General features: G+C 71.8%; 19 protein-coding genes. 8 read left to right on the top strand and 11 right to left on the bottom strand.

The annotated features are described in order from the left end of the window. Positions 1 to 11 precede the first annotated feature (11 nt). From ACYVF3_RS22500 to ACYVF3_RS22485, 4 genes are all read left to right on the top strand, one after another. Positions 12 to 854, top strand: coding sequence for a nitrilase-related carbon-nitrogen hydrolase (locus ACYVF3_RS22500; RefSeq protein WP_461156226.1), 843 nt, complete (start codon positions 12 to 14; stop codon positions 852 to 854). A 12-nt stretch (positions 855 to 866) separates the two neighbouring features. After that, on the top strand, positions 867 to 2,261 hold the full coding sequence (gene hydA / locus ACYVF3_RS22495) for a dihydropyrimidinase (protein ID WP_461156225.1): 1,395 nt from the start codon (positions 867 to 869) through the stop codon (positions 2,259 to 2,261). Positions 2,262 to 2,401: 140 nt separating this feature from the next. After that, complete coding sequence (locus ACYVF3_RS22490) at positions 2,402 to 3,400, top strand: TIGR03842 family LLM class F420-dependent oxidoreductase (protein WP_461156224.1); 999 nt, start codon at positions 2,402 to 2,404, stop codon at positions 3,398 to 3,400. Between the two features lie 107 nt (positions 3,401 to 3,507). Beyond that, complete coding sequence (locus ACYVF3_RS22485) at positions 3,508 to 4,848, top strand: uracil-xanthine permease family protein (RefSeq protein WP_461156223.1); 1,341 nt, start codon at positions 3,508 to 3,510, stop codon at positions 4,846 to 4,848. 1 nt (position 4,849) lies between these two features. Here the strand turns inward: ACYVF3_RS22485 and ACYVF3_RS22480 are convergent, their stop codons facing one another. Continuing rightward, positions 4,850 to 5,506 carry a TetR/AcrR family transcriptional regulator gene (locus ACYVF3_RS22480; protein ID WP_461156222.1) on the bottom strand — a complete coding sequence of 219 codons (657 nt, stop codon included), beginning with the start codon at positions 5,504 to 5,506 and terminating at the stop codon, positions 4,850 to 4,852. Positions 5,507 to 5,842: 336 nt separating this feature from the next. On the opposite strand from ACYVF3_RS22480, the gene ACYVF3_RS22475 reads away from it, so the two are divergent. Both ACYVF3_RS22475 and ACYVF3_RS22470 read left to right on the top strand, forming a co-directional pair. Continuing rightward, positions 5,843 to 5,977 carry a hypothetical protein gene (locus ACYVF3_RS22475; RefSeq protein ID WP_461156221.1) on the top strand — a complete coding sequence of 45 codons (135 nt, stop codon included), beginning with the start codon at positions 5,843 to 5,845 and terminating at the stop codon, positions 5,975 to 5,977. 386 nt (positions 5,978 to 6,363) lie between these two features. Continuing rightward, complete coding sequence (locus ACYVF3_RS22470; RefSeq protein WP_461156385.1) at positions 6,364 to 6,921, top strand: class I SAM-dependent methyltransferase; 558 nt, start codon at positions 6,364 to 6,366, stop codon at positions 6,919 to 6,921. A 299-nt stretch (positions 6,922 to 7,220) separates the two neighbouring features. Here the strand turns inward: ACYVF3_RS22470 and ACYVF3_RS22465 are convergent, their stop codons facing one another. Further along, positions 7,221 to 10,043: an aconitate hydratase gene (locus ACYVF3_RS22465; protein WP_461156220.1), complete on the bottom strand. Its 2,823-nt coding sequence runs from the start codon at positions 10,041 to 10,043 to the stop codon at positions 7,221 to 7,223. 325 nt (positions 10,044 to 10,368) lie between these two features. Between ACYVF3_RS22465 and ACYVF3_RS22460 the strand changes: the two genes are divergently transcribed. Then, positions 10,369 to 11,307: an EamA family transporter gene (locus ACYVF3_RS22460; protein WP_461156219.1), complete on the top strand. Its 939-nt coding sequence runs from the start codon at positions 10,369 to 10,371 to the stop codon at positions 11,305 to 11,307. 161 nt (positions 11,308 to 11,468) lie between these two features. Here ACYVF3_RS22460 and ACYVF3_RS22455 read toward each other — a convergent pair whose 3' ends face one another. Together ACYVF3_RS22455 and ACYVF3_RS22450 are read right to left on the bottom strand one after the other, a co-directional pair. Next, positions 11,469 to 15,854, bottom strand: coding sequence for a cation-translocating P-type ATPase (locus ACYVF3_RS22455; protein ID WP_461156218.1), 4,386 nt, complete (start codon positions 15,852 to 15,854; stop codon positions 11,469 to 11,471). Between the two features lie 16 nt (positions 15,855 to 15,870). Further along, the gene (locus ACYVF3_RS22450) at positions 15,871 to 16,119 is read right to left on the bottom strand and encodes a hypothetical protein (protein WP_461156217.1); all 249 of its coding nucleotides are present in this window, start codon (positions 16,117 to 16,119) and stop codon (positions 15,871 to 15,873) included. Between the two features lie 43 nt (positions 16,120 to 16,162). Here ACYVF3_RS22450 and ACYVF3_RS22445 point away from each other — a divergent pair, with 43 nt between their 5' ends. After that, positions 16,163 to 16,402 carry a hypothetical protein gene (locus tag ACYVF3_RS22445; RefSeq protein WP_461156216.1) on the top strand — a complete coding sequence of 80 codons (240 nt, stop codon included), beginning with the start codon at positions 16,163 to 16,165 and terminating at the stop codon, positions 16,400 to 16,402. Positions 16,403 to 16,464: 62 nt separating this feature from the next. On the opposite strand, the gene ACYVF3_RS22440 is transcribed toward ACYVF3_RS22445, so the two are convergent. The 7 genes from ACYVF3_RS22440 to ACYVF3_RS22410 are packed head-to-tail and all read right to left on the bottom strand — an operon-like array spanning position 16,465 to position 25,973. Next, positions 16,465 to 17,154, bottom strand: a complete 690-nt coding sequence (locus ACYVF3_RS22440) for a sirohydrochlorin chelatase (protein ID WP_461156215.1) — start codon at positions 17,152 to 17,154, stop codon at positions 16,465 to 16,467. Continuing rightward, on the bottom strand, positions 17,133 to 18,275 hold the full coding sequence (locus tag ACYVF3_RS22435; protein WP_461156214.1) for a uroporphyrinogen-III synthase: 1,143 nt from the start codon (positions 18,273 to 18,275) through the stop codon (positions 17,133 to 17,135). The genes ACYVF3_RS22440 and ACYVF3_RS22435 overlap by 22 nt, the downstream gene beginning before the upstream one ends. After that, positions 18,272 to 18,595 (bottom strand): nitrite reductase small subunit NirD, encoded by a 324-nt coding sequence (gene nirD, locus ACYVF3_RS22430; RefSeq protein WP_461156213.1) that lies wholly within the window; start codon positions 18,593 to 18,595, stop codon positions 18,272 to 18,274. Before nirD ends, ACYVF3_RS22435 begins: the two co-directional genes overlap by 4 nt. After that, the gene (gene nirB / locus ACYVF3_RS22425) at positions 18,592 to 21,111 is read right to left on the bottom strand and encodes a nitrite reductase large subunit NirB (protein WP_461156212.1); all 2,520 of its coding nucleotides are present in this window, start codon (positions 21,109 to 21,111) and stop codon (positions 18,592 to 18,594) included. Before nirB ends, nirD begins: the two co-directional genes overlap by 4 nt. Next, positions 21,108 to 22,514 (bottom strand): FAD-dependent oxidoreductase, encoded by a 1,407-nt coding sequence (locus ACYVF3_RS22420; protein WP_461156211.1) that lies wholly within the window; start codon positions 22,512 to 22,514, stop codon positions 21,108 to 21,110. Before ACYVF3_RS22420 ends, nirB begins: the two co-directional genes overlap by 4 nt. After that, positions 22,511 to 24,586, bottom strand: a complete 2,076-nt coding sequence (locus tag ACYVF3_RS22415) for a molybdopterin oxidoreductase family protein (RefSeq protein ID WP_461156210.1) — start codon at positions 24,584 to 24,586, stop codon at positions 22,511 to 22,513. The genes ACYVF3_RS22420 and ACYVF3_RS22415 overlap by 4 nt, the downstream gene beginning before the upstream one ends. Then, positions 24,579 to 25,973: a nitrate/nitrite transporter gene (locus ACYVF3_RS22410; RefSeq protein WP_461156209.1), complete on the bottom strand. Its 1,395-nt coding sequence runs from the start codon at positions 25,971 to 25,973 to the stop codon at positions 24,579 to 24,581. The genes ACYVF3_RS22415 and ACYVF3_RS22410 overlap by 8 nt, the downstream gene beginning before the upstream one ends. Positions 25,974 to 26,058: the final 85 nt, after the last annotated feature.

The following is a 26,058-nucleotide window of genomic DNA, read 5'->3' as shown; positions in this document are numbered from 1 at the left end:
AGGGCCGCCCGATGTCACACGTCGTTCGCGCAGCGCTCGTGCAGGCCAAGTGGACCGGGGACACCGGGAGCATGGTCGAGGTCCACGAGGAGCACGCCAGGAGCGCGGCAGCGCGGGGCGCCCGGATCATCGGCTTCCAGGAGATGTTCAACGCGCCCTACTTCTGCCAGGTCCAGGACGACGAGCACCACCGCTGGGCCGAGCCGGTGCCCGACGGACCGACCGTGGAACGGATGCGGGCGCTCGCCCGCGAGCTGTCGATGGTCGTCGTGGTGCCGATCTTCGAGGTCGACGGACCCGGCTTCTACTACAACACCGCCGCGGTGATCGACGCCGACGGCAGCTACCTCGGCAAGTACCGCAAGCACCACCTGCCGCACCTGCCCGGGTTCTGGGAGAAGTACTACTTCCGCCCCGGCAACCTCGGATGGCCGGTCTTCGACACCGCCGTGGGCCGCGTCGGCGTCTACATCTGCTACGACCGGCACTTCCCGGAGGGCTGGCGCGCGTTCGGCCTAGCGGGGGCGCAGATCGTCTACAACCCCTCGGCGACCAGCCGCGGGCTGTCGTCGTACCTGTGGAAGCTCGAACAACCCGCCGCGGCCGTGGCCAACGAGTACTTCGTCGCGGCCATCAACCGAGTCGGCGTCGAGGAGTACGGCGACAACGACTTCTACGGCACCAGCTACTTCGTCGACCCCTACGGCCAGTTCGTCGGCGATCCCGCAGGCGACGCCGACGAGGAGCTGCTGGTCCGGGACCTGGACCTGGAGGTCATCAACGAGGTCCGCCGCAAGTGGGCCTTCTACCGGGACCGCCGCCCCGACGCCTACGGCCCGCTGACCCGGCCCTGAAGGAGTGCCGCGATGAGCAGAACAGTCATCCGAGGCGGCCTGGTGATCACCGCGACCGAGGAGGTCCGGGCCGACGTCCTCATCGAGGACGAGACGATCGCCGCCGTAGCCGCGCCCGGTGTGGCGCAGGAGTGGACCGCCGACGTGGTCCTCGACGCCACCGACCGCTACGTGATCCCCGGCGGGGTGGACGCCCACACCCACATGGAGATGCCGTTCGGCGGCACCTTCGCCGCCGACACCTTCGAGACCGGCACGCGCGCAGCGGCTTTCGGCGGGACCACCACCATCATCGACTTCGCGATCCAGCCCGTCGGCGGCACGCTGCGCGAGGGCGTCGAGGCGTGGCACGCCAAGGCCGACGACCAGTGCGCCATCGACTACGGCTTCCACGGCATCCTCTCCGACGTCGGAGACGGCGTGCTCAAGGAGATGGACGCGCTCGTGGGCGAGGGCATCACCAGCTTCAAGATGTTCATGGCCTACCCGGGCGTGTTCTACAGCGACGACGGGCAGATCCTGCGCGCCATGCAGCAGGCCGGTGACAACGGCGCGCTGATCATGATGCACGCCGAGAACGGCATCGCGATCGACGTGCTGGTCCGCCAGGCGCTGGAAGCCGGCCGAACCGGTCCCGAGCAGCACGGCCGCGTGCGCCACCCGCTGCTGGAGGCCGAGGCGACCCACCGCGCGATCCAGCTGTCCAGAGTGGCCGGTTCGCCGCTGTACGTGGTGCACGTGTCGGCCACCGAATCGGTCGCCGAGATCACCCGCGCCCGCCACGAGGGCTTCCCCGTCTTCGGCGAGACCTGCCCGCAGTACCTGTTCCTGACCGTCGACGAGCTCGACGCCCCGGAGTTCGAAGGCGCGAAGTACGTCTGCTCCACACCGCTGCGACCGGCCGAGCACCAGGCATCGCTGTGGCGGGCGCTGCGCACCGACGACATGTCGGTGGTCTCCACCGACCACTGCCCGTTCTGCTTCGCCGGGCAGAAGGAGCTGGGGCGCGAGGACTTCTCCAAGATCCCCAACGGCATCCCCGGCGTGGAGAACCGGCTGGACCTGCTTCACGACGCCGTCGTCGCCGGCCGGATCAGCCGCCGCCGCTGGGTGGAGCTGGCGAGCACGGCACCGGCCCGGATGTTCGGGCTGCACCCGCGCAAGGGCACCATCGCGCCCGGCGCGGACGCCGACATCGTGCTCTACGACCCGGCCGCCGAGCAGATCCTCTCGGCCGAAACGCACCACATGAACGTCGACTACAACGCCTACGAGGGCAGGTGGGTCACCGGCCGCGCCCGCACGGTCCTCTCGCGCGGCGAGGTCGTCGTCGACGACGGCGACTACCGGGGACGCCCGGGCAGAGGCCGGTTCCTGCGGCGCGAGACCTGCGGCTACCTGACCTAGGGCTTCGTCGGGATGTGGCGGAGCCGCATCCTCTTCCGTGGGGTGGGGGAAGTTTTCATGAAAACTTCCCCACCTACACGACATGCAGCAGGACCACCGAGACGCAGAGCAAGTCCTCGACATTTCTCAGGGGAGTGGCCATGGAGTTCGGAGTCGTCCTGCAGACCGACCCGCCGGCGTCCGAGGTGGTGCGGCGGATGCAGCAGGCCGAGGAGCTCGGCTTCACCCACGGCTGGACGTTCGACTCGTGCGTGCTCTGGCAGGAACCGTTCGTGATCTACAGCCGCGTCCTGGCCGCCACCGAGCGCTTGCGGGTCGGCACGATGGTCACCAACCCCAGCACCCGCGACTGGACGGTCACCGCGTCGCTGTTCGCCACCCTCAACGACATGTACGGCCCGCGGACCGTCTGCGGCATCGGACGCGGTGACTCGGCCGTGCGCGTCACCGGCGGGAATCCGGCCACGCTCGCCACGCTGGCCGAGGCGATGGCGGTGATCAAGGACCTCGCCGAAGGACGCGAGGCGTCACCGGGCGGCACGCCCGTCCGGCTCCCGTGGGTCCGCGACGGGCACCTGCCGGTGTGGATGGGCGCCTACGGGCCGAAGGCCCTGGAACTGGCGGGCGGTCAGGCCGATGGGTTCATCCTGCAGCTCGCCGACCCGGACCTGACCCGGTGGATGGTCGAGCACGTGCGCGACGCCGCGCGACGAGCCGGGCGCGACCCGAGCGAGATCACCATCTGCGCGGCAGCACCGGCCTACGTCGGCGACGACCTCGCGCACGCTCGCGATCAGTGCCGCTGGTTCGGCGGCATGGTCGGCAACCACGTCGCCGACCTGGTGGCCCGCTACGGCGACACCGGCAAGTCCGTGCCCGCCGCGCTCACCGACTACATCAAAGGCCGCGACGGCTACGACTACTCGCACCACGGCCGGGCAGGCAACGCCAGCACCGACTTCGTGCCGGACGAGATCGTGGACCGGTTCTGCCTGATCGGGCCCGCGACCGCGCACCGGGAGCGGCTCGCCGAGCTCCGTGAGGCCGGTGTCGACCAGTTCGCCGTCTACGCCATGCACGACGCGATCGACGAGACGCTGCGCGCCTACGGGGACGAGGTGATCGGCTCCCGTCCTTGACCGGCTCCGCGACCGGCGGGCGCGGCGGCGATCACACCCCGGCCGGTTTGTAGAGTTCCGCTCGGTTCAGCGGTCCCGCGCTGCGGGTGGAACGAGGAAGGTTTGCCATGCGGCAGGGACTGGGCGCCAAGCTGGGCATCGGCTGGCGACTGCACGGCGACGGCGGAACGCCTCGCCCCGGCGACGCCGTCGCGCCGGACGAGCGGCTCTCCTGGGGCCGGACCATCGGCCTCGGCGCGCAGCACGTGGTGGCGATGTTCGGGGCGACCTTCGTCTTCCCGGTCCTGATGGGGCTGGACCCGAACCTGGCGATCATGGTCTCCGGCGTGGCCACGATCCTGTTCCTGCTCATCGTGCAGGGCAAGATCCCCAGCTACCTCGGCTCCAGCGCCTCGTTCGTGGGCGCGGTGACCGTCATCCGCGCCGGCGGCGGGGACAGCTCCGCGGTCACCGGCGCGATCCTGATCTGCGCGCTCGTGCTCGGTGCCGTCGGGCTTCTCGTGCACTTCCTCGGCACCCGGGCGATCCACCGGATCCTGCCCCCGGCGGTGTCCGGCGCCGTGGTGATGCTGATCGGGTTCAACCTCGCGCCCGTGGTCGCCGAGACCTACTGGCCGCAGGACCAGTGGGTCGCGCTGCTGACCATGATGATCGTGCTGGCGGCCAGCGTGCTGCTGCGCGGCTTCTGGGGGCGCATCGCCGTGTTCCTCGGCCTGGCCTCCGGGTACGCGCTGTCGTGGGCGTTCGACGTCGCCTTCGGACCGATTACCGCGCCCGACGCGGACGGCAACGTCAGCACTCACCCGCGGCTGGATTTCAGCGGCGTCGCCGACGCGCCCTGGTTCGGGCTGCCGCAGTTCCACGCGCCGTCGTTCGACCTGGCGGCGATCGTCGTCGTGCTCCCGGCCGTGATCGCGCTGATCGCGGAGAACACCGGTCACGTCAAGGCGGTCGAGCAGATGACCGGCAGCAGGCTCGACGGCAGCCTCGGCCGCGCGATCTTCGCCGACGGCTTCGCCAGCGCCCTCTCCAGCGCCGTAGGCGGCCCACCGACGACCACCTACGCCGAGAACATCGGCGTCATGGCCGCCACCAGGGTCTACTCCACCGCCGCCTACTGGGTGGCGGCGATCGTGGCCATCGCCTTCGGGCTGTGCCCGAAGTTCGGCGCGGTCATCGCCGCCACACCAGGCGGAGTGCTGGGCGGCATCACCGTGGTGCTGTACGGGATGATCGGCCTGCTAGGCGCCAAGATCTGGGTGGAGAGCCGCGTCGACTTCGCCGATCCGGTCAACCTGCTGCCGCTGGCGGCCGGGCTCGTCGCCGGCATCGGCGGGGTGTCCCTGCAGATCACCCCGTCGTTCGAGTTCAGCGGCATCGCCCTGGGCACGCTGGTCACGCTCATCGGCTACCACGTGCTCCGCGCGGCCCGCGCGCGCAGGAGCTGACTCAGTCCTCGCGCTCGGGGGTGCGGATCACGACCTCCTGTGCGGTGATCGGCCTGCCGGGCAGCGGACGGCTGTTCTCGGCGCGCAGCCCGTCGAGCAGCACCGCGATGTAGCGGGCGGGGGCGAGGTTGCGCAGCTCCTCGGGCAGCGACTGCATGCCCTGCAGCGCCAGCGAGCTCAGCACCGCGATGTCGCCGGTGCTGATGTCCTCGCGCAGGGCACCGTCCGCCTGGGCGCGCCTGACCAAGCCGTCCACCAGCAGCAGGAACTCGTTGTTCACCGCTTCGGTGTTGGGATCGGAGTTGATGATCGCCCGGGCCCTGGCGGACAGCACGGTCAGCCGGACCACGGTGCGCAGCGCCATGCCGCGGTGCATGATCTGGCTCAGCGCACGCCACGCGTCGGGCTCCTGCTCGATGGTGGCGCGGGTGTCCTGCAAAACCGTGTCGAACGCGTCGTGGGCGACGGCACGGATCAGCGAGTCGCGGTCGGGGAAGCGCCGGTAGAGCGTGCCGACCCCGACACCGGCGGTGCGGGCGACCTCCTCCATGGGCACCTCGGTTCCGCGTTCGGTGAACACGGCCTGAGCGGCGGTGATGATCCGGTCCCGGTTCCGGCGTGCGTCTGCGCGCAGTCGCGGCGTCGTTTCGGTGGTCATGATCCTCGATTCGGCCCTGGTGTGCTTCCGGCGGATTGTCGCACGCCGGGTACTCCGTTAAGGGGATGCGCGACATCCATTTTCCCAGGCGGCAGGAAGTTTCGCCCTACCTGCGGCGTTGAGGTCACCAGCGGTCGCGAGACGGCCGCCGTGATCGACTGTTCGAGTGTCACGCAGATTACAACTGCCCGGTTTGGGTAAAAGCGAAACGCGGTCGTACTATTGGTGCGTACCGGGTTATTACCCAAACCTCCTTCCGATCGACCTGCCTCGGCGGGTATCTGTGCGTGCGCGCGTTCGGGAGGCGGGGCGGACAGTGGAGAGGAGGCAAGTTAAGTGGCAACGGTGTGGGTGGCCCTGGCGGCCGAAGCGATCGTTCTTCTGGGCGCGGCCGGAGCGCTGGCCAGCTGGGCACGGCGTTCCAACGACGCTCCGGACCCGATCGTCGAGCCCGCCGGGCAGATCGCCTGAAGGTAAGCGCGCGCACGGGCTTGCTCCCGCTCGGGAACAAGCCCGTGGAGCTTTTCCATCGTTCTCGCGAACGCATTCGTTACGCGTTTTCCGGCGCAATTTCACGCCGCTTCTCCGCGACCGGATTTCGGCTCCCCGGTGAATTGCGGAAGAATTGATCTCGACTCCGCGCCCGGTGGCGTGGCGCACTGCTGTGCGCCCGGTCGCTGATCGCCCGATAGGCTGGTGACCACCAACGACCGGCACCACCGATCGGGAAGGCATCCGTGACCTCACGAAGCACGCCCAACAGCCCTGACCCCTCGACGACGCGTCCTGCGGGACGGGGGAGCGGGCGAGGCGGCGGATCGGTGCTGCACAACTACCGGACCTTCCTCCAGCGCGCGGTGAGCAAGCCCGGCCAGGTCGGCGCGGTCGCCCCCAGCTCGCCGCACCTGGCCCGCGAGATGGGGTCGGTGATCCCGCGCACCGGCAATCCCGTGGTCGTGGAGCTGGGGCCGGGAACCGGGGCCCTGAGCTCGGCCATCGCCAACCGGCTGCCCGCGGGCGGCCGTCACGTGGCGATCGAGCTGGACTCGGGCATGGTCGCGCACCTCAACCGGGAGCTGCCGTGGCTGGAGGTCATCCAGGGCGATGCCACGCACCTGGGCTCGCTGCTGTCGGCGGCCGGCATCGACCGGGTGGACGCGGTCGTCAGCGGCCTGCCGTGGTCGATCTTCCCCGCGAACCTGCAGCACGACATCCTGCAGCAGGTCGGCGCGGTGCTGACCCCCGGCGGAGCGTTCACGACCTTCGCCTACCTGCACGCACTGGGCATGTCGGGCGCCCGCCAGTTCCGCCGCCGCCTCGACGTCAGCTTCGACGAGGTCCTCACCACCCGCACGGTCTGGCGCAACATGCCCCCGGCCAGGACTTACGTCTGCCGCAGGCCCAACATCGCCTGAACCGGCAGAACCCCCGGCACTCGTCAGGCAACCGGCGAAGCCGGTTTCTCCGTGCCCCACCAAAGCAACTCGCACCGCCGCGGGTTCTGAGCGGTGTCGTGGCGAGCACGCCTCGACGCCGTGTACTGGCATACATCAGTCGGGCGCGCGGAGTCCACGACGCCGGTCAGGTTCCGCTGCCCGCGCCGCTACGCAGAACGACCACAGAGTCTTGTCGGTGAACAGAAGAGCAGGCCCGGCGGAAGCTTGTGGCTTCCACCGGGCCTGCTCTCAAAGGTCCTGCCGGGGTCGGCAGGGGATCAGGAGCGGATCATCTTGCGCAGCACGTACTGCAGGATGCCGCCGTTGCGGTAGTAGTCCGCCTCACCGGGGGTGTCGATGCGGACCTTGGCGTCGAACTCCACCATCGAGCCGTCGGCCTTGGCAGCGGTGACCTTCACGGTCTCCGGGGTCTCACCGTCGTTGAGCTTGGTGATGCCGGAGAAGTCGAAGGTCTCGGTGCCGTCCAGGCCCAGCGACTTGGCCGTGGAGCCCTCCGGGAACTGCAGCGGGATGACGCCCATGCCGATGAGGTTCGAGCGGTGGATGCGCTCGAAGGACTCGGCGATGACGGCGCGCACGCCCAGCAGGCGGGTGCCCTTGGCGGCCCAGTCGCGGGACGAACCGGAGCCGTACTCCTTGCCGCCCAGCACGACCAGCGGGGTGTCCTGCGCGGCGTAGTTCTGCGCGGCGTCGTAGATGAACGCCTGCGGAGCGCCTTCCTGGGTGAAGTCCCGGGTGTAGCCGCCCTGCACGTCGTCCAGCAGCAGGTTGCGCAGCCGGATGTTGGCGAAGGTCCCGCGGATCATGACCTCGTGGTTGCCGCGGCGGGAACCGTAGGAGTTGAAGTCCTTGCGGTCGATGCCGTGGTCGGAGAGGTACTTGCCCGCGGGGGAGTCCGGCTTGATGGCACCGGCCGGGGAGATGTGGTCGGTGGTGACCGAGTCGCCCAGCAGCGCCAGCACGCGGGCACCGGAGATGTCGGTGACCGGCGAGGGCTCCATCGCCATGCCGTCGAAGTACGGGGGCTTGCGCACGTAGGTGCTCTCGGCGTCCCACTCGAAGGTCTCGCCCTCCGGGGTGGGGAGGGAGCGCCAGCGCTCGTCGCCCTTGAAGACGTCCGCGTAGTCCTTGGTGAACATCTCCTGGGTGATCGCCGAGTCGATGGTCTCCTGGACCTCTTGCGGCGTCGGCCAGATCTCCTTGAGGAACACCGGCTTGCCGTCGGTGTCGTGACCCAGCGGGTCGGTCTCGAAGTCGAAGTCCATCGTCCCGGCGAGGGCGTAGGCGATGACCAGCGGCGGCGAGGCCAGGTAGTTCATCTTGACGTCGGGGTTGATCCGGCCCTCGAAGTTCCGGTTGCCCGACAGCACGGAGGTGACCGACAGGTCGTTGCGCTGCACCGCGGCGGAGATCTCCTCCGGCAGCGGGCCGGAGTTGCCGATGCAGGTGGTGCAGCCGTAGCCGACCAGGTGGAAGCCCAGCTTCTCCAGGTACGGCCAGAGACCGGCCTTCTCGTAGTAGTCGGTGACGACCTGCGAGCCCGGCGCCATCGAGGTCTTGACCCAGGGCTTGCGGGTGAGGCCCTTGTCGACGGCGTTGCGGGCGAGCAGCGCCGCACCGAGCATGACCGACGGGTTCGAGGTGTTGGTGCAGGAGGTGATCGAGGCGATCACCACGGCACCGTGGTCGAGCTCGAACTCGCCCAGCTCGTCCGAGGACACCGTGATCGGGTTCGTCGAGCGGCCGGAGGCGCCGTCGGCGGCCGAGACCAGGCGCGGCTTGTCACCCTCGCCGTGGTGGGTCACCGAAACCGGGTCGCTGGCGGGGAAGGACTCCTCACCGGCCTCGTCCAGCGCCGCGTCGTCGGCGTTCTGCGTCTGCACGTAGTCGGTGAGCGACTTGCGGAACGACGGCTTGGCGTCGGAGACCTCGATGCGGTCCTGCGGGCGCTTCGGGCCGGCGATGGACGGCACGACCGTGGACAGGTCGAGCTCGAGGTACTCGGAGTACTCCGGCTCGCGGTCGGCGTCGTGCCAGAGGCCCTGCTCCTTGGCGTAGGCCTCGACCAGGGCGACCTGGTCGGCCGGACGGCCGGTGAGCTTGAGGTAGCGCAGGGTCTCGTCGTCGATCGGGAAGATCGCGGCGGTGGAGCCGAACTCCGGGCTCATGTTGCCGATGGTGGCGCGGTTGGCCAGCGGCACGGAGGCCACACCCGAGCCGTAGAACTCGACAAACTTGCCGACGACGCCGTGCTTGCGCAGCATCTCGGTGATCGTGAGCACCACGTCGGTGGCGGTGGCGCCGGCCGGGATCTCGCCGGTGAGCTTGAAGCCGACCACGCGCGGGATGAGCATCGACACGGGCTGGCCGAGCATCGCGGCCTCCGCCTCGATGCCGCCGACGCCCCAGCCGAGCACGCCCAGGCCGTTGACCATGGTGGTGTGCGAGTCGGTGCCGACGCAGGAGTCGGGGTAGGCCTGGCCGTTGCGCGACATGACGGTGCGGGCCAGGTGCTCGATGTTGACCTGGTGCACGATGCCGGTGCCCGGGGGGACGACCTTGAACTCGTCGAAGGCGCCCTGGCCCCAGCGCAGGAACTGGTAGCGCTCCTTGTTGCGGCCGTACTCGAACTCGACGTTGCGCTCGAAGGCGTCGGGCTTGCCGAACACGTCGATGATCACCGAGTGGTCGATGACCAGCTCGGCCGGCGCCAGCGGGTTGACCTTGGAGGTGTCGCCGCCGAGGTCGGCGACGGCCTCACGCATGGTGGCGAGGTCAACGACGCAGGGGACGCCGGTGAAGTCCTGCATGATCACCCGGGCGGGGGTGAACTGGATTTCGGTGGCGGGTTCCGCCTTGGAATCCCAGCCGGCCAGCGCGCGCACGTGGTCGGCGGTGATGTTGGCACCGTCTTCGGTGCGCAGCAGGTTCTCCAGGAGGATCTTGAGGCTGTAGGGCAGCCGCTCGGCACCTTCGACGGCGCTGAGCCGGAACACCTCGTAAGAGGCGTCGCCGACGTTCAGCGTGCCGCGTGCGCCGAAGCTGTCCTTGCTCGCAGGTGCAGTCACGTTCAACTCCATCTCGCGACGGGCGCAAGTTCGGGAACGAATGCGAGTCTCGCGCACGTCAGCTGAGCGTGCGCGGGGACTCGCGCTCTTCACCGCTAACAGTACGCGCGTCCTGTAAAGGCGTTCAACAAAGGGTTGCCTGAGTGTCGGGAGCTTCTGCCGGTTTCGTTAAAAACGTCGAGTGTTTCCGGTCTGGAACACCGCGTTTCCGATCGCGATCAAGCTTCGGGAGCCGATTCTTCGCCGCCGCGGCAAACTCCGCATGGCTCGAGCGGTCCACCGGCGAGGTGTGGCACGTGCGTACCGGAGTGATCGACCGGCGTGCTTCGATGTGCCGGTGCGCTTGCTGACCCGTGATCCCCGTGCCGCCGGTGTGGCGGTCGCCGTGGCCTCCGCGATCTTCTTCGGCGGATCGGGCCCGTTCGCCAAACCGCTCATCACCGCGGGGCTGAGCCCGCTGCACGTGGCCTGGCTGCGGTTGGCCGGCGGCGCTCTGGTGATGCTGCCGCTGGCCCTCCGGCACGTCTCCGCCCTGCGCCGCGCGCCGGGACTGATCATCGGTTATGGGCTGTTCGCCGTCGCGGGCGTGCAGGTCTCCTACTTCGCCGCGATCGCCACCGTGCCGGTCGGGGTCGCGCTGCTGATCGAGTTCCTGGGACCGGTGCTGGTGCTGGGCTGGATCCGGTTCGTCCGCAGAGCGCCGGTGAGCCGGTCCGCGGTGACCGGGGTGCTGCTGGCGGTGGTCGGGCTCGCCTTCGTCGTCGAGCTGTTCTCCGGGCTCAGCTTCAACCCGCTCGGACTGCTGCTGAGCCTGGGCGCCGCCGCCTGCCAGGCGACCTACTTCCTGCTGTCGGACTCGGCCGAGGACGTGAACCCCTTCGCGCTGGCCGGGTTCGGGCTGCTGGTGGGCGCTGCGGCGGTCACCGCGCTCGCGCGCCCCTGGGAGATCGACTTCGCGCTGCTGGCCGGTTCGGTGGACCTCGCCGGCCACCAGGTCCCGGCCCTCGGTGCGGTGGCCTGGGTCGTGCTGGGAAGCACCGTGCTGGCCTACCTCACCGGGATCGTCGCAGTGCGCAGGCTGTCGCCGCAGATCGCCGGGGCGGTGGCGTTCCTCGAACCCGTCGTCGCCACGGTGCTGGCGTGGGTGCTGCTGTCCGAGGAGCTGGGCCCGGCGCAGCTGATCGGTGGTGCGCTGATTCTCGTCGGCGCCTACGTCGCGCAACGCGCCGCTCCCGCCGACCGCACTGCCGGAGCCGTGAGCACGCCTGCGGGCTGAGCGCTCAGGCGGTGCGCGTCGCGGACTTGACGAGGTGCACGACCAGCCGTTCGAGCAGGGCGATCGCGACGCCGGTGAAGATCGTGGTCAGGAACGTGGGCATGTCGGGCTCGCATCCTCTTCGGTGGTGCTTCGACGCCTCCGACTGTCCGGCGACCGGGTTAGGCCTGCTTCGAACCGAGGTGGCCAGGAGGTGAACCCGCACCCAAATCTGCAGGTCCGGGTGCGGTGGCGCGCCCCTCCCGCCACAACTGCCACACCCGCACCGCCAGCGCCACCGCGACCGAGGCGCTCAGCGCGACGGCCCACTGGTGGGGCAGCAGCGGACTGCTGCCGAAGAAGTGGCTGACCCCGGGAACCTGCACCAGGGCGAGCAGCACCAGCACCGAACCGGCGGCCGCGAGCACGACCAGCGGTGTGCGCCCGCGCGAGGTCACCGTCTGCGCCAGCTGCGCCGAGACCAGCGCGACGAGTCCGGCGGTGCGCGCCTGCGACGCGGTGGCCAGCGGCCGGGTGAGCAACCAGGCCAGCCCGGCCGCGGTCGCGGTGGCCACCGCCCGCGCGCCGACCTCGCGTGCCAGCGCCGCGCCCAGCGAGGCGTCCGGTCCTTCGGCGAGCAGCCGCTCCGGCGTGCGGTCGGCCGGCGGGCGCACGGCGATCGCGATGGTGGGCAGCACGTCGGTGAGCATGTTGACCACCAGCAGCTGCCGGGCGTTGAGCGCGGCGGTCGGGCTCAGCAGGCCGGTTCCCAGGGCGTAGCCGATCTCCCCGAGGTTGCCGCCCAGCAGCACCGCCAGGGCTTCGCGCACCGAGGTCCACATGCCGCGGCCTTCCACGATGCCGTCGGTGAGCGTCTCGATGCGGTCGTCGGCGACCACGAGATCCGCCGCATCGCGCGCGGCGGGCGTCGCGCGCGAGCCGAACGCGATGCCCACGTGCGCCAGGTTGATCGCCGGCACGTCGTTGGCGCCGTCGCCGGTCATGGCCACCACGCGGCCCGCGTCGCGCAGGCAGCGCACGATCCGCGCCTTCTGCGCCGGGCTGACGCGGGCGAACACCGAGACCTTCGGGGCTTCACCCGCGAGCTGCTCGTCGTCGAGCTCGTCGAGCTCGGCTCCGGTGAGAACCCGCTTGCCGCCCAGCATCCCGAGCTCCGCGGCGATCGCCTCGGCGGTGCTCGGGTGGTCCCCGGTGATCATGATCACGTCGACGCCCGCGCGGTCGAGCTGCTCGACGGCTTCCGCAGCGCTGGCGTGCACCGGGTCGGCCAGCCCGAGAAGCCCGACCAGCTCCAGCTCGTCGACCTCGTTCTCGGCCAACGCGAAGTCGTCCGGGACGTGGCGTTCGGCGACGGCGAGCAGCCGGAAACCGCGCAGCGCCAGCCGTTCCACCTCCGCGTCCAGATCGGCGCGGGCTTCCTCGTCGAAGGGGCCCGAGGAACCGTTGCGCCGCCAGCGGGTGCAGCGGTCCAGCACCACCTCGGGCGCGCCCTTGACCGACAGCAGCCGGGGCGAGTGCACCGCGTGGAAACCGCGCGAGGGTTCGAAGGGGAGCTCTGCCAGCACGTTTCCGCCGGGTTCGAGGCCGAGCTCGCGCGCGCCGTCGAGCACCGCGCGGTCCGTCGGGTGCGGCAGCGGCTGGTCGTCCTGCGGCCGGGGGTTCGCCCGGAGGGCGGCGGCCACGACCTCCAGGTGCGGGCGCTGCAGGTCCTCGACGCCGCGCGAGCCGCGTCCGTCGGAGACCTCGCCGAGCGCGATCCTGCCCTGCGTGAGGGTGCCGGTCTTGTCGAAGCACAGCGCGTCGACGCGACCCAGCGCCTCGATCGTCGCGGGGCTGCGGACCAGCACGCCGCGCCGGGACATCCGGCGCGCGGCGGCGAGTTCGGCGAGCGTCGCGACGAACGGCAGGCCCTCGGGCACGGCGGCCACCGCGAGCCCGACCGAGCGCGCCACCGTCCTGCCGACCGGAACGCCGCGCAGGAGGTCGGCGGCGAACAGCAGCGCACCCGCTCCGACCGAGACCGGCAGAACCTTCTCGGTCAACTCCGCCAGCCGGGTCTCCACACCGGTCGCGGTATCGGCCCCGGTGGCCTGAGCCGTGGTCCACCCGAGCTCGGTGTGGGCGCCGACCGCCACCGCCACGGCGACGCCGGTGCCGCTGGCGACGACCGTGCCCTGGTAGAGCATGCAGGTGCGGTCGGCGATCGCCGGGGCGGTGGCGGCGGCGACGTCCTTGGTCACCAGCTGCGATTCGCCGGTCAGCCCCGACTCGTCGATTTCCAGCGATTCCGCCGACAGCACGCGGCAGTCGGCGGGAATCCCGTCGCCGGCCCGGAGCTCGATCACGTCGCCGGGCACGAGCTGGTCGGCCGGGACGATCTCGATGCGCCCCTCGCGGCGCAGACGCGCGGGCGTGCGCCCTTCGGCCAGCAGCCTGCCGAGCTCGCGGTCGGTGGCCGCGCGCTGCACGCCGTCGATCAGCGCGCTGATCAGCAGCACGCCGCAGATCAGCACGGCGTCGATGACCGATCCCAGACCGGCCGAGATGACGGCACCGGCGCCGAGCACCGGTGTGATCGGGGTGATGAGGCCCTCGACGGTCGCCCCGAGCACGCCCACCGGAGCGCGCCCGTCGTCCTGCGGCCGGTGCCGTTCGGCCGCTGCCTGTTCAGACAGCCCGCGCTCGGAACTTTCCAACGTGGACAGCACTGCCGAGGCCGGCATCGCGTGCCACGGCGTGCGTTCGCGCGGCAGGGGTGGCGGCCGGTTGGCGGCGCGCATCGCCGACCAGGTTCCGGTGGCACAGGCGAAAAGCGTGGCCGCGTGCACGGGCATCGATGCCCGCGCGGGGGCTCCGGCGGCAGGGCCGAACGCGGCGAACAGAGCTCCGAGGAACGCGCCCGCCGCCGAGATCGCCGCGGCGTACCTGCTGGCGGTGCGCGCGTGCTCGGCAGAACCGAGCAGCGCGTGCAGAGCCGAGGGGTGCGGGCAGATCACGTCCGCTGCCCAGCCCACGCAGTCCGTTGTGGACAGACCGATGCCGAGGTCGGCGGCGGCCAGGCCGGTTCCGCAGTCGTGCGAGAGGACGGCGACGACCGCCCCGTCCCGCTGCAGGTCGCGCACCGGGTCGGCCAGGTCGCGGCCGCCCGGGAGCGCGCCGTCCAGCGGCAGCCTCCGGTCGAGGCTTGCGTTCTCGCCACCGACCAGTACCCGTTCGGCGACGCCGCGCGCGGTGTCGACCAGGGCTTCGGCAAGCGGGTCGAGCTCGTCGGCGACGGTCACCAGAGCGACCGCCCGTCCCTCGTGAACGAGCGCGAGAACCGTGGCGCCGCGCGCTCTCTCGGCCTCCGCGATCCGGCGGGTCCGGCTCGGGTGAGATCCGGTGAGCGGCGCGACCGACCAGCTCCCGCTGCTGCGCGCGGCCGTGAGGTCAGCGGGATCGACGAGCTCACCGGCCCGTGCGAACAGCGCGGCGGAATCCTCGTCATCGTCGAGCGCGATCACCGAGTCGACCACTCGACGGCCGGTCAGCAAGGTCGGGGCGTCGAAGACGATGGTGTCGACCCGGTCCAGCAGCCGCAGCGAGTCCGGTTCCAGCACGAGCGCACCGCGGGAGGCCAACGTCGTGCTCAGTGACGTCGCGAAGGCCTCGCGCCCGGCCGAGGCGGGCTTGGGGACAGCCGCCAGCAGGGCGGCCAGCCCTCGCTGCGGTGCGCGGGACAGCGCGTACACGGCGGCGGCTCCGCCGAGCGCGGCGCCGCCCGAGGCGTTGGCCACGCGTTCCACCGGGCCATCGGGAACCGGTCGCGGCCGTGCGGGGTCCGCGAGAGCGGGGCAGCCGTGCGGGAGAGCGTCCTCCCAGTCCTGCCAGGCCAGGTGACGGGCGAGGGTTTCGCGCGCGGTGAGAAAACGTCCGCACAGATCGGTCATCGCCCCCAGCGGCCGTCCCGCCATCCCTTGCCCGGCCGCGCCGCCGAGAGCAAGCGCCACGTCCAGCGGCGCGCGGCCGACGACGCGCTGCGCGCTGCCGCGCAGCCACGGCACCACGTCCACGAGCGACACCGCGGCGGGCACCAGCGGGGAGACCACCCGCGCGGGGATGAGGGCGCCCAGGCTCGCGTAGCCGAGACCGAGGACGCCGAGAGCGAACGCCCCGGCATCGCGCACCACTGCTTCGGAGTTGCCCGGGTGCCGTTCGCTGCGGCCGGCGATCGAGTGATCGCCCAACCCGTAACCGGACTCGACCTCGCCGATGACCCTGATCGGCTCGTCGAGCCCCGGCAGATCGGGTCCGTGCTCGATCACCACCCGCCCGAGCACGCCGTTGACCTCGGCGCGGCGGACTCCGGCGAGCTCGCCCAACCGGCGCTCCACCTCGCGCGCGGCCGCCGCGCTGTCGGGCAGGTGCACGCCGCGCATCTCCAGGTGGCTTCGCTCCCGGCCTCGCCACACGCGGCGATCGACGGGGGAGGAGGTGAGGGTGCGAGCAGCTCGGAGGACAGGTGCGGCGACGTCGGCGGATCGTGCCAGCAGCCAGCGCAGCGGCATCAACGCTCCTCGGCTGTCAGGCCTGCTCGTGGTCCTGGTTCGCGCTGCGGCGCACCACGGCAGCGCCGATGCCGATGGCGGCGGCGACGGGCCACTCGATCACGCTCAGCGCGGCAGCCGCGGTGAGCCCGCTGTAGAACAGCAGCTGATCGCGGGAGGGCAGCGCGGAGCGCACGGCGGTGACCGTCGAGGTGAGGTTCTCCCGCCCGGGCAGCTCGGGCAGGTCGGGAAGCGAGATCTGGGCCGTGCGCAGCTGCGCCGTCACGTAGGGAACGGGGATCGAAGCACCAGACGACTTCGGCGCCGGCTTGGCCGTGGCGGATTTCGTCGAGGAAGACCTGGTGGTGGCAGCGGCGCTCGTCGAGGACCGGGTGGTCTTGGCGGTCGACGACCGCTTCGCCGTCGACCGGCTCGACGGCTTGGCGGCTGAAGCCTTGGTCGCCGATGTCGTGGTGGAGCCGCTCCGCCGCTGGCCCGACCCCGTGCGACCGCGTTGCGCGCTCCCAGAACTGGTGGTGGGCATGGCGATGGCCTCCTCTGCTGCGTGACGACCAGCTCAGGTTACGACGAACGGAGCAGTCGCGTTCGGTGAGCGAGGACGACGGTCCGGTCAGGCGGCGAAGACGTCGTCGCGCACCGCGCGGCGGTAGCGCCGCGCGATCAGGTCCACGACCGCCGGGTGCGCTCCAATCGGATCGGCGACCCCGGCGACCGGCAGCCGCGCGAGCGTGCGGTGGAACAGGCCGGGCGCCAGCAGGTACGGCGAGAGGAACTCGTCCGCGCGGCACACTTGCTCGGTCGCCGGGGCCGCCGTGCTGATGTAGCTGGGGTTGAGCCACTGCCCGCAGCGGCGGCCGAGGTCGCGCGCCGCGGCGCGCACGTCGGTGAGCGCGCGATCGTCGGAGGACCCGGCGGCGGAGAGCAGGACCCGGCGCCCGGGACGCCAGCCCGCTTCGCGCAACCGGTCGACCAGCGCGTCGGTGATCTCGGGAGCGGGACCGAGCGGGCCGGTGATGGCCACGTCGGTGCGACCGGTGGAGGTGATCTGCTCGGGCAGGTCGGTGCGCACGTGGTAGCCGGCGGCCAGGAACGCAGGCACCGCCACGACGGGGCCAGGGATCCGGGCCAGCGCTTCGGCCACCGTCGGACCGATGACGTCGACGTAGCCGACGTGCACGGGCGCGCCCGCGCGCGTCGCGGCCGCCGCCGCCAGCGCTTCGATCACCCGCGGCCCTTCGGGGGCGCGGGTTCCGTGGGCCACCAGCAACAGCGACGGGTTCACGGCAACGGGTCGGCGCATCTCGGAGAATCCCCCATCGGTTCCAGCGGAAGTCGGTATCCGCGCTTGATCACGGTCTGCACCAGCTGCGGGGCGCCCAGCGCCGAGCGCAGCCGTGCCACCGCCTGCTCGACGGCGTGCACGTCGGCGGATCCTCCGGCGCACTGGAGGGCGTCGGCCAGCGCGACCCGGGACACGACCCGTCCGGGCCGTTCGGCCAGCGCCCGCAGCAACGTCCGCCCCTGCGGGGACAGCTGTTTGAGCTCGCCGTCGAGCACGGCTGCGTGTCCGCGCAGCTGGAGGCTGTGCCCGGCGACCGGCAACGTCGGCGAGCGCAGCGGCAACGCCTCGCACAGCGTCCGCACCAGCGCGCCGATCCGGAAGCGCTCCGGGATCACCGCCGGCACGCCGTGGTCGGCCAGCGGTGCGTGCGTCACCGGACCCACGCAGGCCGCCAGCACGGGACCGCGCAGCGCGGCCAGCAGCGGCTCCCGGCACCCGCGCTCGCCCGCCAGCGACAGCAGGCTCGCCGCCGCCGGTGCGCTGGTGAAGGTCACCGCGTCGATCTGTTGCGCGCACACCGACGCGAGCAGGTTCTCCAGCGCGGTGAGGTCGGCGGGCGCCGTCCACCGGTACACCGGCACCTCGATGACCTGCGCACCGGCGTGCTCCAGCGCTTCGACGAAGTCCGGTAGCGGTGTCCCGTGCAGCTGCACCGCGATCCGCGTCCCGTCCAGCGGTGCGCCGAGCAGGTGTTCCAGGAGCTCCGCCGAGGACTCCGAGGTCGGTGACCACGGATCGGGCAGCCCGGCCGCCCGCACCGCGCCACGTGCCTTCGGGCCGCGGGCCAGCGGGCGGGCCGAGCTCAGCGCCGCCAGCAGGGCTTCGCCCACGCCCCACCCGTCGGCGGCCTCGATCCAGCCGCGGAAACCGATGCCGGTCGTGGCGACCACGGCGTCGGGCGGGTCGGCGAGGCACTCGTCGGTGACCCGCCGAAGCTCGGTGTCGTCGGCCAGCGGCAGGATCCGCAGCGCCGGGCCGTGCACGACGCGGGCGCCGCGCCGTTCGAGCAGCGAGCCGAGCTCGTCGGCCCGGCGGGCGGCGGTCACCGCGACCGTGTACCCGGTGAGTTCGTCCCTCAAGGAAGCGCGACCTCCACGAACGCCTCGCGCCGCCGCACCCGGAACACCGGCAGGCGGGCTTCCGGGTCGTCCAGGCACAGTCCGGTGCGCAGCGAGAACACCTGCTTGAGCATGGGGGAGGCCACGGTCGGTTCCCCTCCGCGATCACCGACGATGCCGCGGCTGATCACCCCGGCCCCGCAGAACGGATCGACGTTGCCCACCGCGAACAGCTCGTCGTCATGGGTGCGGAACAGCGCGACCGAGTTGTCGCCGACCAGCGCCGGCATCCCGTGTTCGGGTGCCAGCAGGTCGAGTGCGCAGATCTGGTGCCAGTTCACGAGTGGACCTCCTCGTTGCGGGGGCTGATCGAGGGCATCGGCAGACCGACCGGGCCGGGCCGGATCTGACCGCGCTCGGAGATGAAGCGGATGGTGGGATCCGGTGCCTCCGGAGCGTTGACGAAGGACACGAACCGCGAGAGCTTGCCCGGATCTGACAGCACCCCGGCCCACTCGTCGGAGTAGGTGTCGACGTGGCGCTGCATCGCGGCCTCCAGCTCGGCGCCGATGCCGAGCGAGTCTTCGACGACGACCTCCTTGAGGTGCTCCAGCCCGCCGTCGAGGGATTCGACCCAGGCGGACGTGCGCTGCAGCCGGTCGGCTGTGCGCACGTAGAACATGAGGAACCGGTCGATGAGCCGGATCAGCCGCTCGTCGTCGAGGTCGGCGGCCAGCAGCTCGGCGTGGCGCGGGCTGAACCCGCCGTTGCCGCCGACGTAGAGGTTCCAGCCCTCGTCGGTGGCGATGACGCCGAAGTCCTTCCCGCGGGCCTCCGCGCACTCGCGGGCGCAGCCCGACACCGCCGACTTGAGCTTGTGCGGTGAGCGCAGGCCCCGGTAGCGCAGCTCCAGCCGGATCGCCATGCTCACCGAGTCCTGCACGCCGTAGCGGCACCAGTCGTCGCCGACGCAGGACTTCACCGTCCGCAGCGCCTTGCCGTAGGCGTGCCCGGACTCGAACCCGGCGTCGACCAGCCGCGTCCAGATCTGGGGCAGCTGCTCCACCCGCGCGCCGAAGAGGTCGATGCGCTGACCACCGGTGATCTTGGTGTAGAGCCCGAACTCCTTGGCCACTTCGCCGAGCACGATGAGCTTGTCGGGGGTGATCTCGCCGCCGGGCACCCGGGGCACCACCGAGTAGGTGCCGTTGCGCTGGATGTTGGCGAGGAACCGGTCGTTGGTGTCCTGCAGGGCCGCCTGCTCGCCGTCGAGGATGTGGCCGTTGCCGAGGCTGGCCAGGATCGAGGCCACGGCGGGTTTGCAGATGTCGCAGCCGCGACCGGAACCGTGCTTGGCGATCAGCTCGGAGAACGACCCGGCCCCGGTCGCACGGACGATCTCGAAGAGCTCGGCCCGGGACTGGCCGAAGTGCTCGCACAGCGCCTTGGAGGTCACCACGCCGCATTCGCCCAGCAGCCTCCCCAGCATCGGCACGCACGATCCGCAGCTGGTCCCGGCCCTGGTGCAGGACTTGACCTCCGCGACACCGGTGAGCCCGTGCTCGGCGATGGCGCTGGTGATCCGCCCCTTGGTGACGTTGTTGCACGAGCACACCGCGGCGTCGTCCGGCAGCGCGCCTGAATCGGTGCCCGACCCGGCGGGCAGCAGCAGTTGCTCGGGCGGCGCCGGGAGCTGCCGGCCGACCAGCGGGCGCAGCACCGAGTAGGCGCCGGCGTCGCCGACCAGGACGCCGCCGAGCAGCACCTGCGCGTCGTCGGAGAGCACGAGCTTGGCGTAGGTCCCGGCGGCGTTGTTGGCGTAGACGACTTCCAGCGCGCCCTCGGCGGTGCCGTGGGCGTCGCCGAAGCTGGCCACGTCGACGCCGAGGAGCTTGAGCTTCGTCGACATGTCGGCACCGGGGAAAGTTCCCCCGCCCAGCTCCAGGAGCTGATCGGCGACGCCCTCGGCCATGGCGTAGCCGGGCGCGACCAGCCCGTAGCAGCGGCCCTCGACGGCCGCGCACTCGCCGATCGCCCACACCCGGTCGGCACCGGTCCGGCACGCTTCGTCGACCAGGAACCCGCCGCGCTCGCCGCGCGCCACACCGGCTGTCTCGGCGAGCTCGTCGCGAGGCCGAACACCGGCGGAGAACACGACCAGGTCGGTGTCGATGACGGTGCCGTCGTCCAGGGTCACCCCGGTGACGTGCTCCTCGCCGTCGACGGAGCGCGTCGCGGCACCGGTGTGCACGGTCAGCCCCAGCTCCTCGACCAGCGCTCGCAGCACCTGCCCGCCGCCCTCGTCGACCTGCAGCGGCATCAGCCGCGGCGCCATCTCCACCACGTGCGGGCGCATTCCCAGCAGCCGCAACGCGTTCGCGGCTTCCAGACCCAGCAGGCCGCCGCCGATGACCACACCGTCGGCGCCTCCGGTCGCGGCGTCGCGGATGGCGTCCAGATCTTCCAGGGTGCGGTAGACGAAGGTGCCCTGGAGGCGATGTCCGGGCACCGGCGGGACGAACGGCGTCGACCCGGTGGCCAGCACCAGCGCGTCGTAGCCCAGCGACTCACCTCCCGCCAGCGCGACCACCCGGGCTTCGGTGTCCACATCGGACACCCGAGTGCCCGGCCGCAGCTCGACCAGCGGGTCGTCGAGGACGTCTTGCCCGGTCAGGCTCAGGTGCTCGGCGCTCTTGTCGTCCAGGTAGGACGACAGCGCGACTCGGTCGTAAGCGGGACGGGGTTCCTCGCCGAGCACGACGATCCGCCAGGTGCCGGCCTCGTCGCGCTGACGGAGCGATTCGACGAGCCGGTGGCCGACCATCCCGTGGCCGACGACGACGAGCGTGCGAGTCATGCCGCGCCCTTCCTCTCTGGTTCGATGCGATCGGCCAGCGCGCTGCACAGCAGGCCGACGTCGTCGACGCAGCCGCCGCACCCGGTGGTCGCGCGCGTGGCTCCGGCCAGCGCGTCGACCGAGCGGGCACCGCTGTGCCACGCGCTGATCAGGGACTTCTTGGTGACGTTGGAGCAGCGGCACAGCACCGCGTCCTCGGGCAGCTCCACCGGTCCACCCGGCACGGCGGCAGGAGTGCCCAGCAGCAGCGACAACCGGTCGGCGGGCATCGGCAGGCCCCGCTCGTGCAACCGGCCGATCGCGGGGATCGCGGCGGGCAACCCCAGCAGCACCGCGCCGGAGACCCGTCCGGAGCGCAGCGCGAGCGCGGCGTAGCGGCCCCGCGCCGTGTCGGAGAACGTGACGATCTCGGCGTCGGCGGAACCCAGCGCGCGCGTCGCACCGAGGGAGGCGAGGTCGAGGCCGCGCGTCCTGAGCCGGGTCACCACCTCGGATCCGGTGTAGCGAGCGCCGCCTCCGGTGAGGTGCTCGGCCAGCACCTCCGCCTGCTCCCAGGCCGAGGTGATCAGGCCGGTCGCCGCGCCCCGGTGCTCCGCGCAATCGCCCAGGGCGTGGATGTGCGGATCGCTGGTGCGCAGCTGATCGTCGACCACGACACCGCGGTTGACCGACACACCGGCGCGCTGCGCGAGGCGGACCTCCGGCCACACGCCGGTGCAGGCCACCACGACATCGGCCGCGACCTCGGAACCGTCGGTGAGCTTCAGCGTCCCGGCTCGGTGCGCGCGGGCCTTCACCCCGAGCCGGACGTCGGCACCCGACGCGCGCACCCGCTCGGCCAGTATCCGGCCGGAGGTGTCGTCGAGGTGGCGCTCCATCAGGTGCGCCCCGCGGTGCACCACGGTCACCTGACGTCCGCGATCCCGCAGCGCCAGGGCCACTTCCACCCCGAGCACGCCGCCGCCGAGGACGCTGACAGGACCCGGGGTGCGCTCCAGACGAGCGCAATCGGCGAGCGTGCGCAGCGGGGTGAGCCGATCGGGAGCCAACCCGATGATCTCCGGCAGCAGCGGCCGCGCACCGGTGGCCAGGACCAGCGCGTCGTAGCCGAACTCGCGGCCGCCCTCGGTGCGCACGACGCGCCGCACCCGGTCGATGCCGGTCACCGGGCAGCCCAGCAGCACCTCGGCGTCGACGTCGGGCAGCGCCACCGCGGACGGGGGCAACGAACCGTCGAGCACCGAGCCGAGCAGGACGCGGTTGTAAGCGGCGTGCCGTTCGGCGCCCAGCACGGTGATCTGCCCGTCGTGGCCGTGCGCTCGCAGCTTCTCCACCAGCCGGTGCGCGGCCGGGCCGTTGCCGACCACGACCACCCGGCCCGCCACGGGGTTCAGCGCGCTCACGGCGACACCACCTCCCGGTGGGGTTCGATGCGCACCGCGCTGACCTTGAACTCGGGCATCCTGCTGCGCGGGTCCAGCGCGTCGCCGGTGATCAGGTTGGCGCGCCCGTCGCCGGGGAAGTGGAACGGCAGGAAGACGGTGTCGGTGCGCATCGTGGGAACCACCCGCACCTCGGCGATCGCGGTGCCGCGCGCCGAGGTGACCCTCGCCAGCACCCCGTGCGCCAGACCCGCGCGGGACGCGGTGTCGGGGTGGACCTCCACGAACGCGGCGGGCGACGCGTCGTTGAGCTCGGCGACGCGCCTCGTCTGCGCCCCCGACTGGTACTGGGCCAGCACCCGCCCGGTGGTCGCCGTCAGCGGGAACAGCTCCGTCGGCAGCTCACCGGCGTCGCGGTGCTCGACCGCGGCGAACCGGGCCCGCCCGCCGGGGTGGGCGAAACGCTCCAGGAACAGCCTCGGGGTCCCGGGGTGCCGCACGTCCGGGCACGGCCAGTGCAGCGCTTCGCCCGCGTCGAGCCGCTCGTAGCTGATGCCCGCGTAATCGGCTTTGCCGCCGGCCGAGGCGCGGCGCAGCTCCTCGAAGACCTCGCGCGGCCGGGTCGGGTAGCGGTGGCCCGGCTCGCCCAGTCGGGTCGCGAGGCCGTGCAGCACCTCCAGGTCGCTGCGCGCGTGCCCCGGGGCCTGCCGCAACGGCCGCCGCCGTAGGAGGCGGCCCTCCAGGTTGGTCATGGTGCCCTCCTCCTCGGCCCACTGGGTCACCGGCAGCACCACGTCGGCCAGCTCGGTGGTCTCCGACGGCACGAAATCGGCCACCACAAGCAGGTCCAGCGACCTCAGCCGATCGGCCACATGCGCGGCTCGGGGCGCCGAGACCACCGGGTTGGAGCCGAACACCAGCAGCGCGCTCGGACCGCCCTCGGTGCCCAGCGCGTCGAGCAGCTCGTAGGCCGAGCGGCCCGGACCCGGCAGCACCTCCGGTGGCACGCCCCAGACCTCGGCGACGTGCTCGCGCGCGGACTGGTCGGTGATCATCCGGTAGCCGGGCAGCTGATCGGCCTTCTGGCCGTGCTCCCGGCCGCCCTGCCCGTTGCCCTGACCGGTCAGGCAGCCGTAGCCGCGACCGAGCCGTCCCGGAAGTCCCAGCGCGAGCGCGAGGTTGATGAACCCGGAGACCACGTCCACACCCGTGCTGTGCTGCTCGGCGCCACGCCCGGTGAGCACGTAGGCGCTGTCGGCGCTCGCGAGCATCCGCACCGCCTCGCGCTGGTCGGCCACCGGAACCCCGGTCACCCGCTCGGCTCGCTCCGGCCACCAGGACATCGCCCGACGCCACGCGGCGTCGAACCCGTCGGTGCGGTCGCGGACGAAGTCGTCGTCGACGTGGCCGTCGACCACCGCGACGTGCAGCAGTCCCAGCGCCAGCGCCAGATCCGTGCCCGGCAGCGGCTGCAGGTGCAGCGCGGCCCGCTCGGCGGTCGCCGTCCTGCGCGGATCCACCACGATCAGCTCCGGGGAGCGCAGGTGCTGCATCAGCGGCGGCATGGTCTCCGCCGGGTTGGCCCCGGCCAGCAGCACCACGTCCGCGCCGCCCAGGTCGGTCACCGGGAACGGCAGCCCGCGGTCCAGGCCGAACGCGGCCGTCCCGGCGGCGGCCGCCGAGGACATGCAGAACCGGCCGTTGTAGTCGATCTGGCTCGTGCCCAGCGCGAGCCGCGCGAACTTGCCCAGCAGGTAGGCCTTCTCGTTGGTCAGGCCTCCGCCGCCGAACACCCCGACCGAGTCCGGACCGCGCTCGCGCCGAGCTCGGGCGAGGCCGGAGGCGACGGTGTCGAGCGCCGCGTCCCAGGAGGACGGCACGAGCTCCCCGCCCCGGCGCACCTGCGGCAGGCGCAGCCGGTCGGGGACCTCCAGCAGGGCGGGTGCGGTCCAGCCCTTCTGGCAGAGCCCACCTCGGTTGACCGGGAAGTCCGTCGGCCGCACCGACACCGCGCTGCGCTCCTGCGCGAGCCGGGTGCCGCACTGCAAGGCGCAGTACGGGCAGTGGGTGTTCACGGCGCGAAGCTCAGGCACGACCGGCCTCCGCGGTCCGCTCCCGGGCGAGCGCCGCCGGTTCCTGCCCCGGCCCGCGCGCGCCGCGCAGGTACACCCGCCAGGTCACCAGGACGCACACCGCGTAGTAGCCGAGGAACACGGCCAGAGCGCCGTCACCGCTGGCCGCCGCGCCGCCGTAGGAAGCGCGGAACGCCAGGTTGATGCCCACGCCGCCCAGCGCGCCGATCGCACCGGCGATCCCGATGACCGCACCCGAGTACCGCCGCGCCTTCGCGAAGGCCGCCTCGGCCTCGCCGCCCGCGGTGATCTCGCGCTCGGCCTCCTCGGCGAACACCGCGGGGATCATCTTGTAGGTCGAGCCGTTGCCCAGGCCGGTCAGCAGGAACAGCGCGATGAACGCCGTCACGTACAGCGCGAACGAACCCCACGCGGAGGCCACCAGCAGCACCGCCGTCCCGGCCGCCATCAGCGCGAAGCTCCACAGCGTCACCCGCGCACCGCCGAATCGGTCGGCCAGCAGGCCGCCCAGCGGCCGCGACAGCGACCCCACCAGCGGACCGAGGAACGTCCAGCTCGCCGCCTGCAGCGGCGTGAAGCCGAACTCCGTCTGCAGCACCAGCCCGAACGCGAAGCTGTAGCCGATGAACGACCCGAAGGTGCCCACGTACAACGCCGAGATCCACCAGGTGTGCCTGGTGCCGCAGGCCTCCCGCAGCGCGCCCGGAGCGGCCCTGATGCTGTCGACGTTGTCCATGCCCAGCGCCGCGCACACCGCTGCCACCGCGATCAACGGCAGGTAGATCGCGGCCACGTATGCCGGATGGGTGTTGCCCGCGAAGGCGATCACGAGGAGCCCGATCACCTGGATCGCCGCCACGCCGAGGTTGCCACCACCGGCGTTGAGCCCCAGCGCCCAGCCCTGGAGCCGCTGCGGGAAGAAGGTCGTGATGTTGGCCATCGACGAGGCGAAGTTCCCGCCGCCCACGCCGGCCGCGGCACCGATCAGCACGAACACCCACAGCGGAGTGCCCGGCTGCTGCACGAAGTGCAGGGCCAGCACCGTCGGCACCAGCAGCAGAGCCGAGCTGACGATCGTCCAGTTCCGGCCGCCGAAGCGGGTCACCGCCGCCGCGTAGGGCAGGCGCAGCACGGCGCCCACCAGGTTCGGCGTGATCACCAGCAGGAACTTCTCCGACGCGGTGAACGGCAGGCCGATGTCGGGACCCATGAACAGCACCAGGACCGACCAGATGCTCCAGACGGAGAACCCGATGTGCTCGGAGAGGATCGAGAAGATCAGGTTGCGGCGCGCGATGCGCTTGCCGGTGGACTCCCAGAGGACCTCGTTCTCCGGGTCCCAGCCCTCGATCCAGCGGCCTCTCGCCGATCGTGCGTTCGTCGTCAACGCGGCTCCTCTCAACGGGTTGCTCCGAAGGTAGGAACCGGCTGTTTCCGCCTTGCTCGTCGCGCGTTACCGCGAAGCAAAACGC

Source organism: Saccharopolyspora tripterygii, from assembly GCF_054778355.1.
This window is presented reverse-complemented; position numbering and strand designations above follow the sequence as displayed.

Coding starts and splice junctions, on each gene's coding strand:
- ACYVF3_RS22500 (WP_461156226.1), top strand. CDS start 12: ATGTCACACGTCGTTCGCGCAGCGCTCGTGCAGGCCAAGTGGACCGGG.
- hydA (WP_461156225.1), top strand. CDS start 867: ATGAGCAGAACAGTCATCCGAGGCGGCCTGGTGATCACCGCGACCGAG.
- ACYVF3_RS22490 (WP_461156224.1), top strand. CDS start 2,402: ATGGAGTTCGGAGTCGTCCTGCAGACCGACCCGCCGGCGTCCGAGGTG.
- ACYVF3_RS22485 (WP_461156223.1), top strand. CDS start 3,508: ATGCGGCAGGGACTGGGCGCCAAGCTGGGCATCGGCTGGCGACTGCAC.
- ACYVF3_RS22480 (WP_461156222.1), bottom strand. CDS start 5,506: ATGACCACCGAAACGACGCCGCGACTGCGCGCAGACGCACGCCGGAAC.
- ACYVF3_RS22465 (WP_461156220.1), bottom strand. CDS start 10,043: ATGGAGTTGAACGTGACTGCACCTGCGAGCAAGGACAGCTTCGGCGCA.
- ACYVF3_RS22455 (WP_461156218.1), bottom strand. CDS start 15,854: ATGCCGCTGCGCTGGCTGCTGGCACGATCCGCCGACGTCGCCGCACCT.
- ACYVF3_RS22440 (WP_461156215.1), bottom strand. CDS start 17,154: ATGCGCCGACCCGTTGCCGTGAACCCGTCGCTGTTGCTGGTGGCCCAC.
- nirB (WP_461156212.1), bottom strand. CDS start 21,111: ATGACTCGCACGCTCGTCGTCGTCGGCCACGGGATGGTCGGCCACCGG.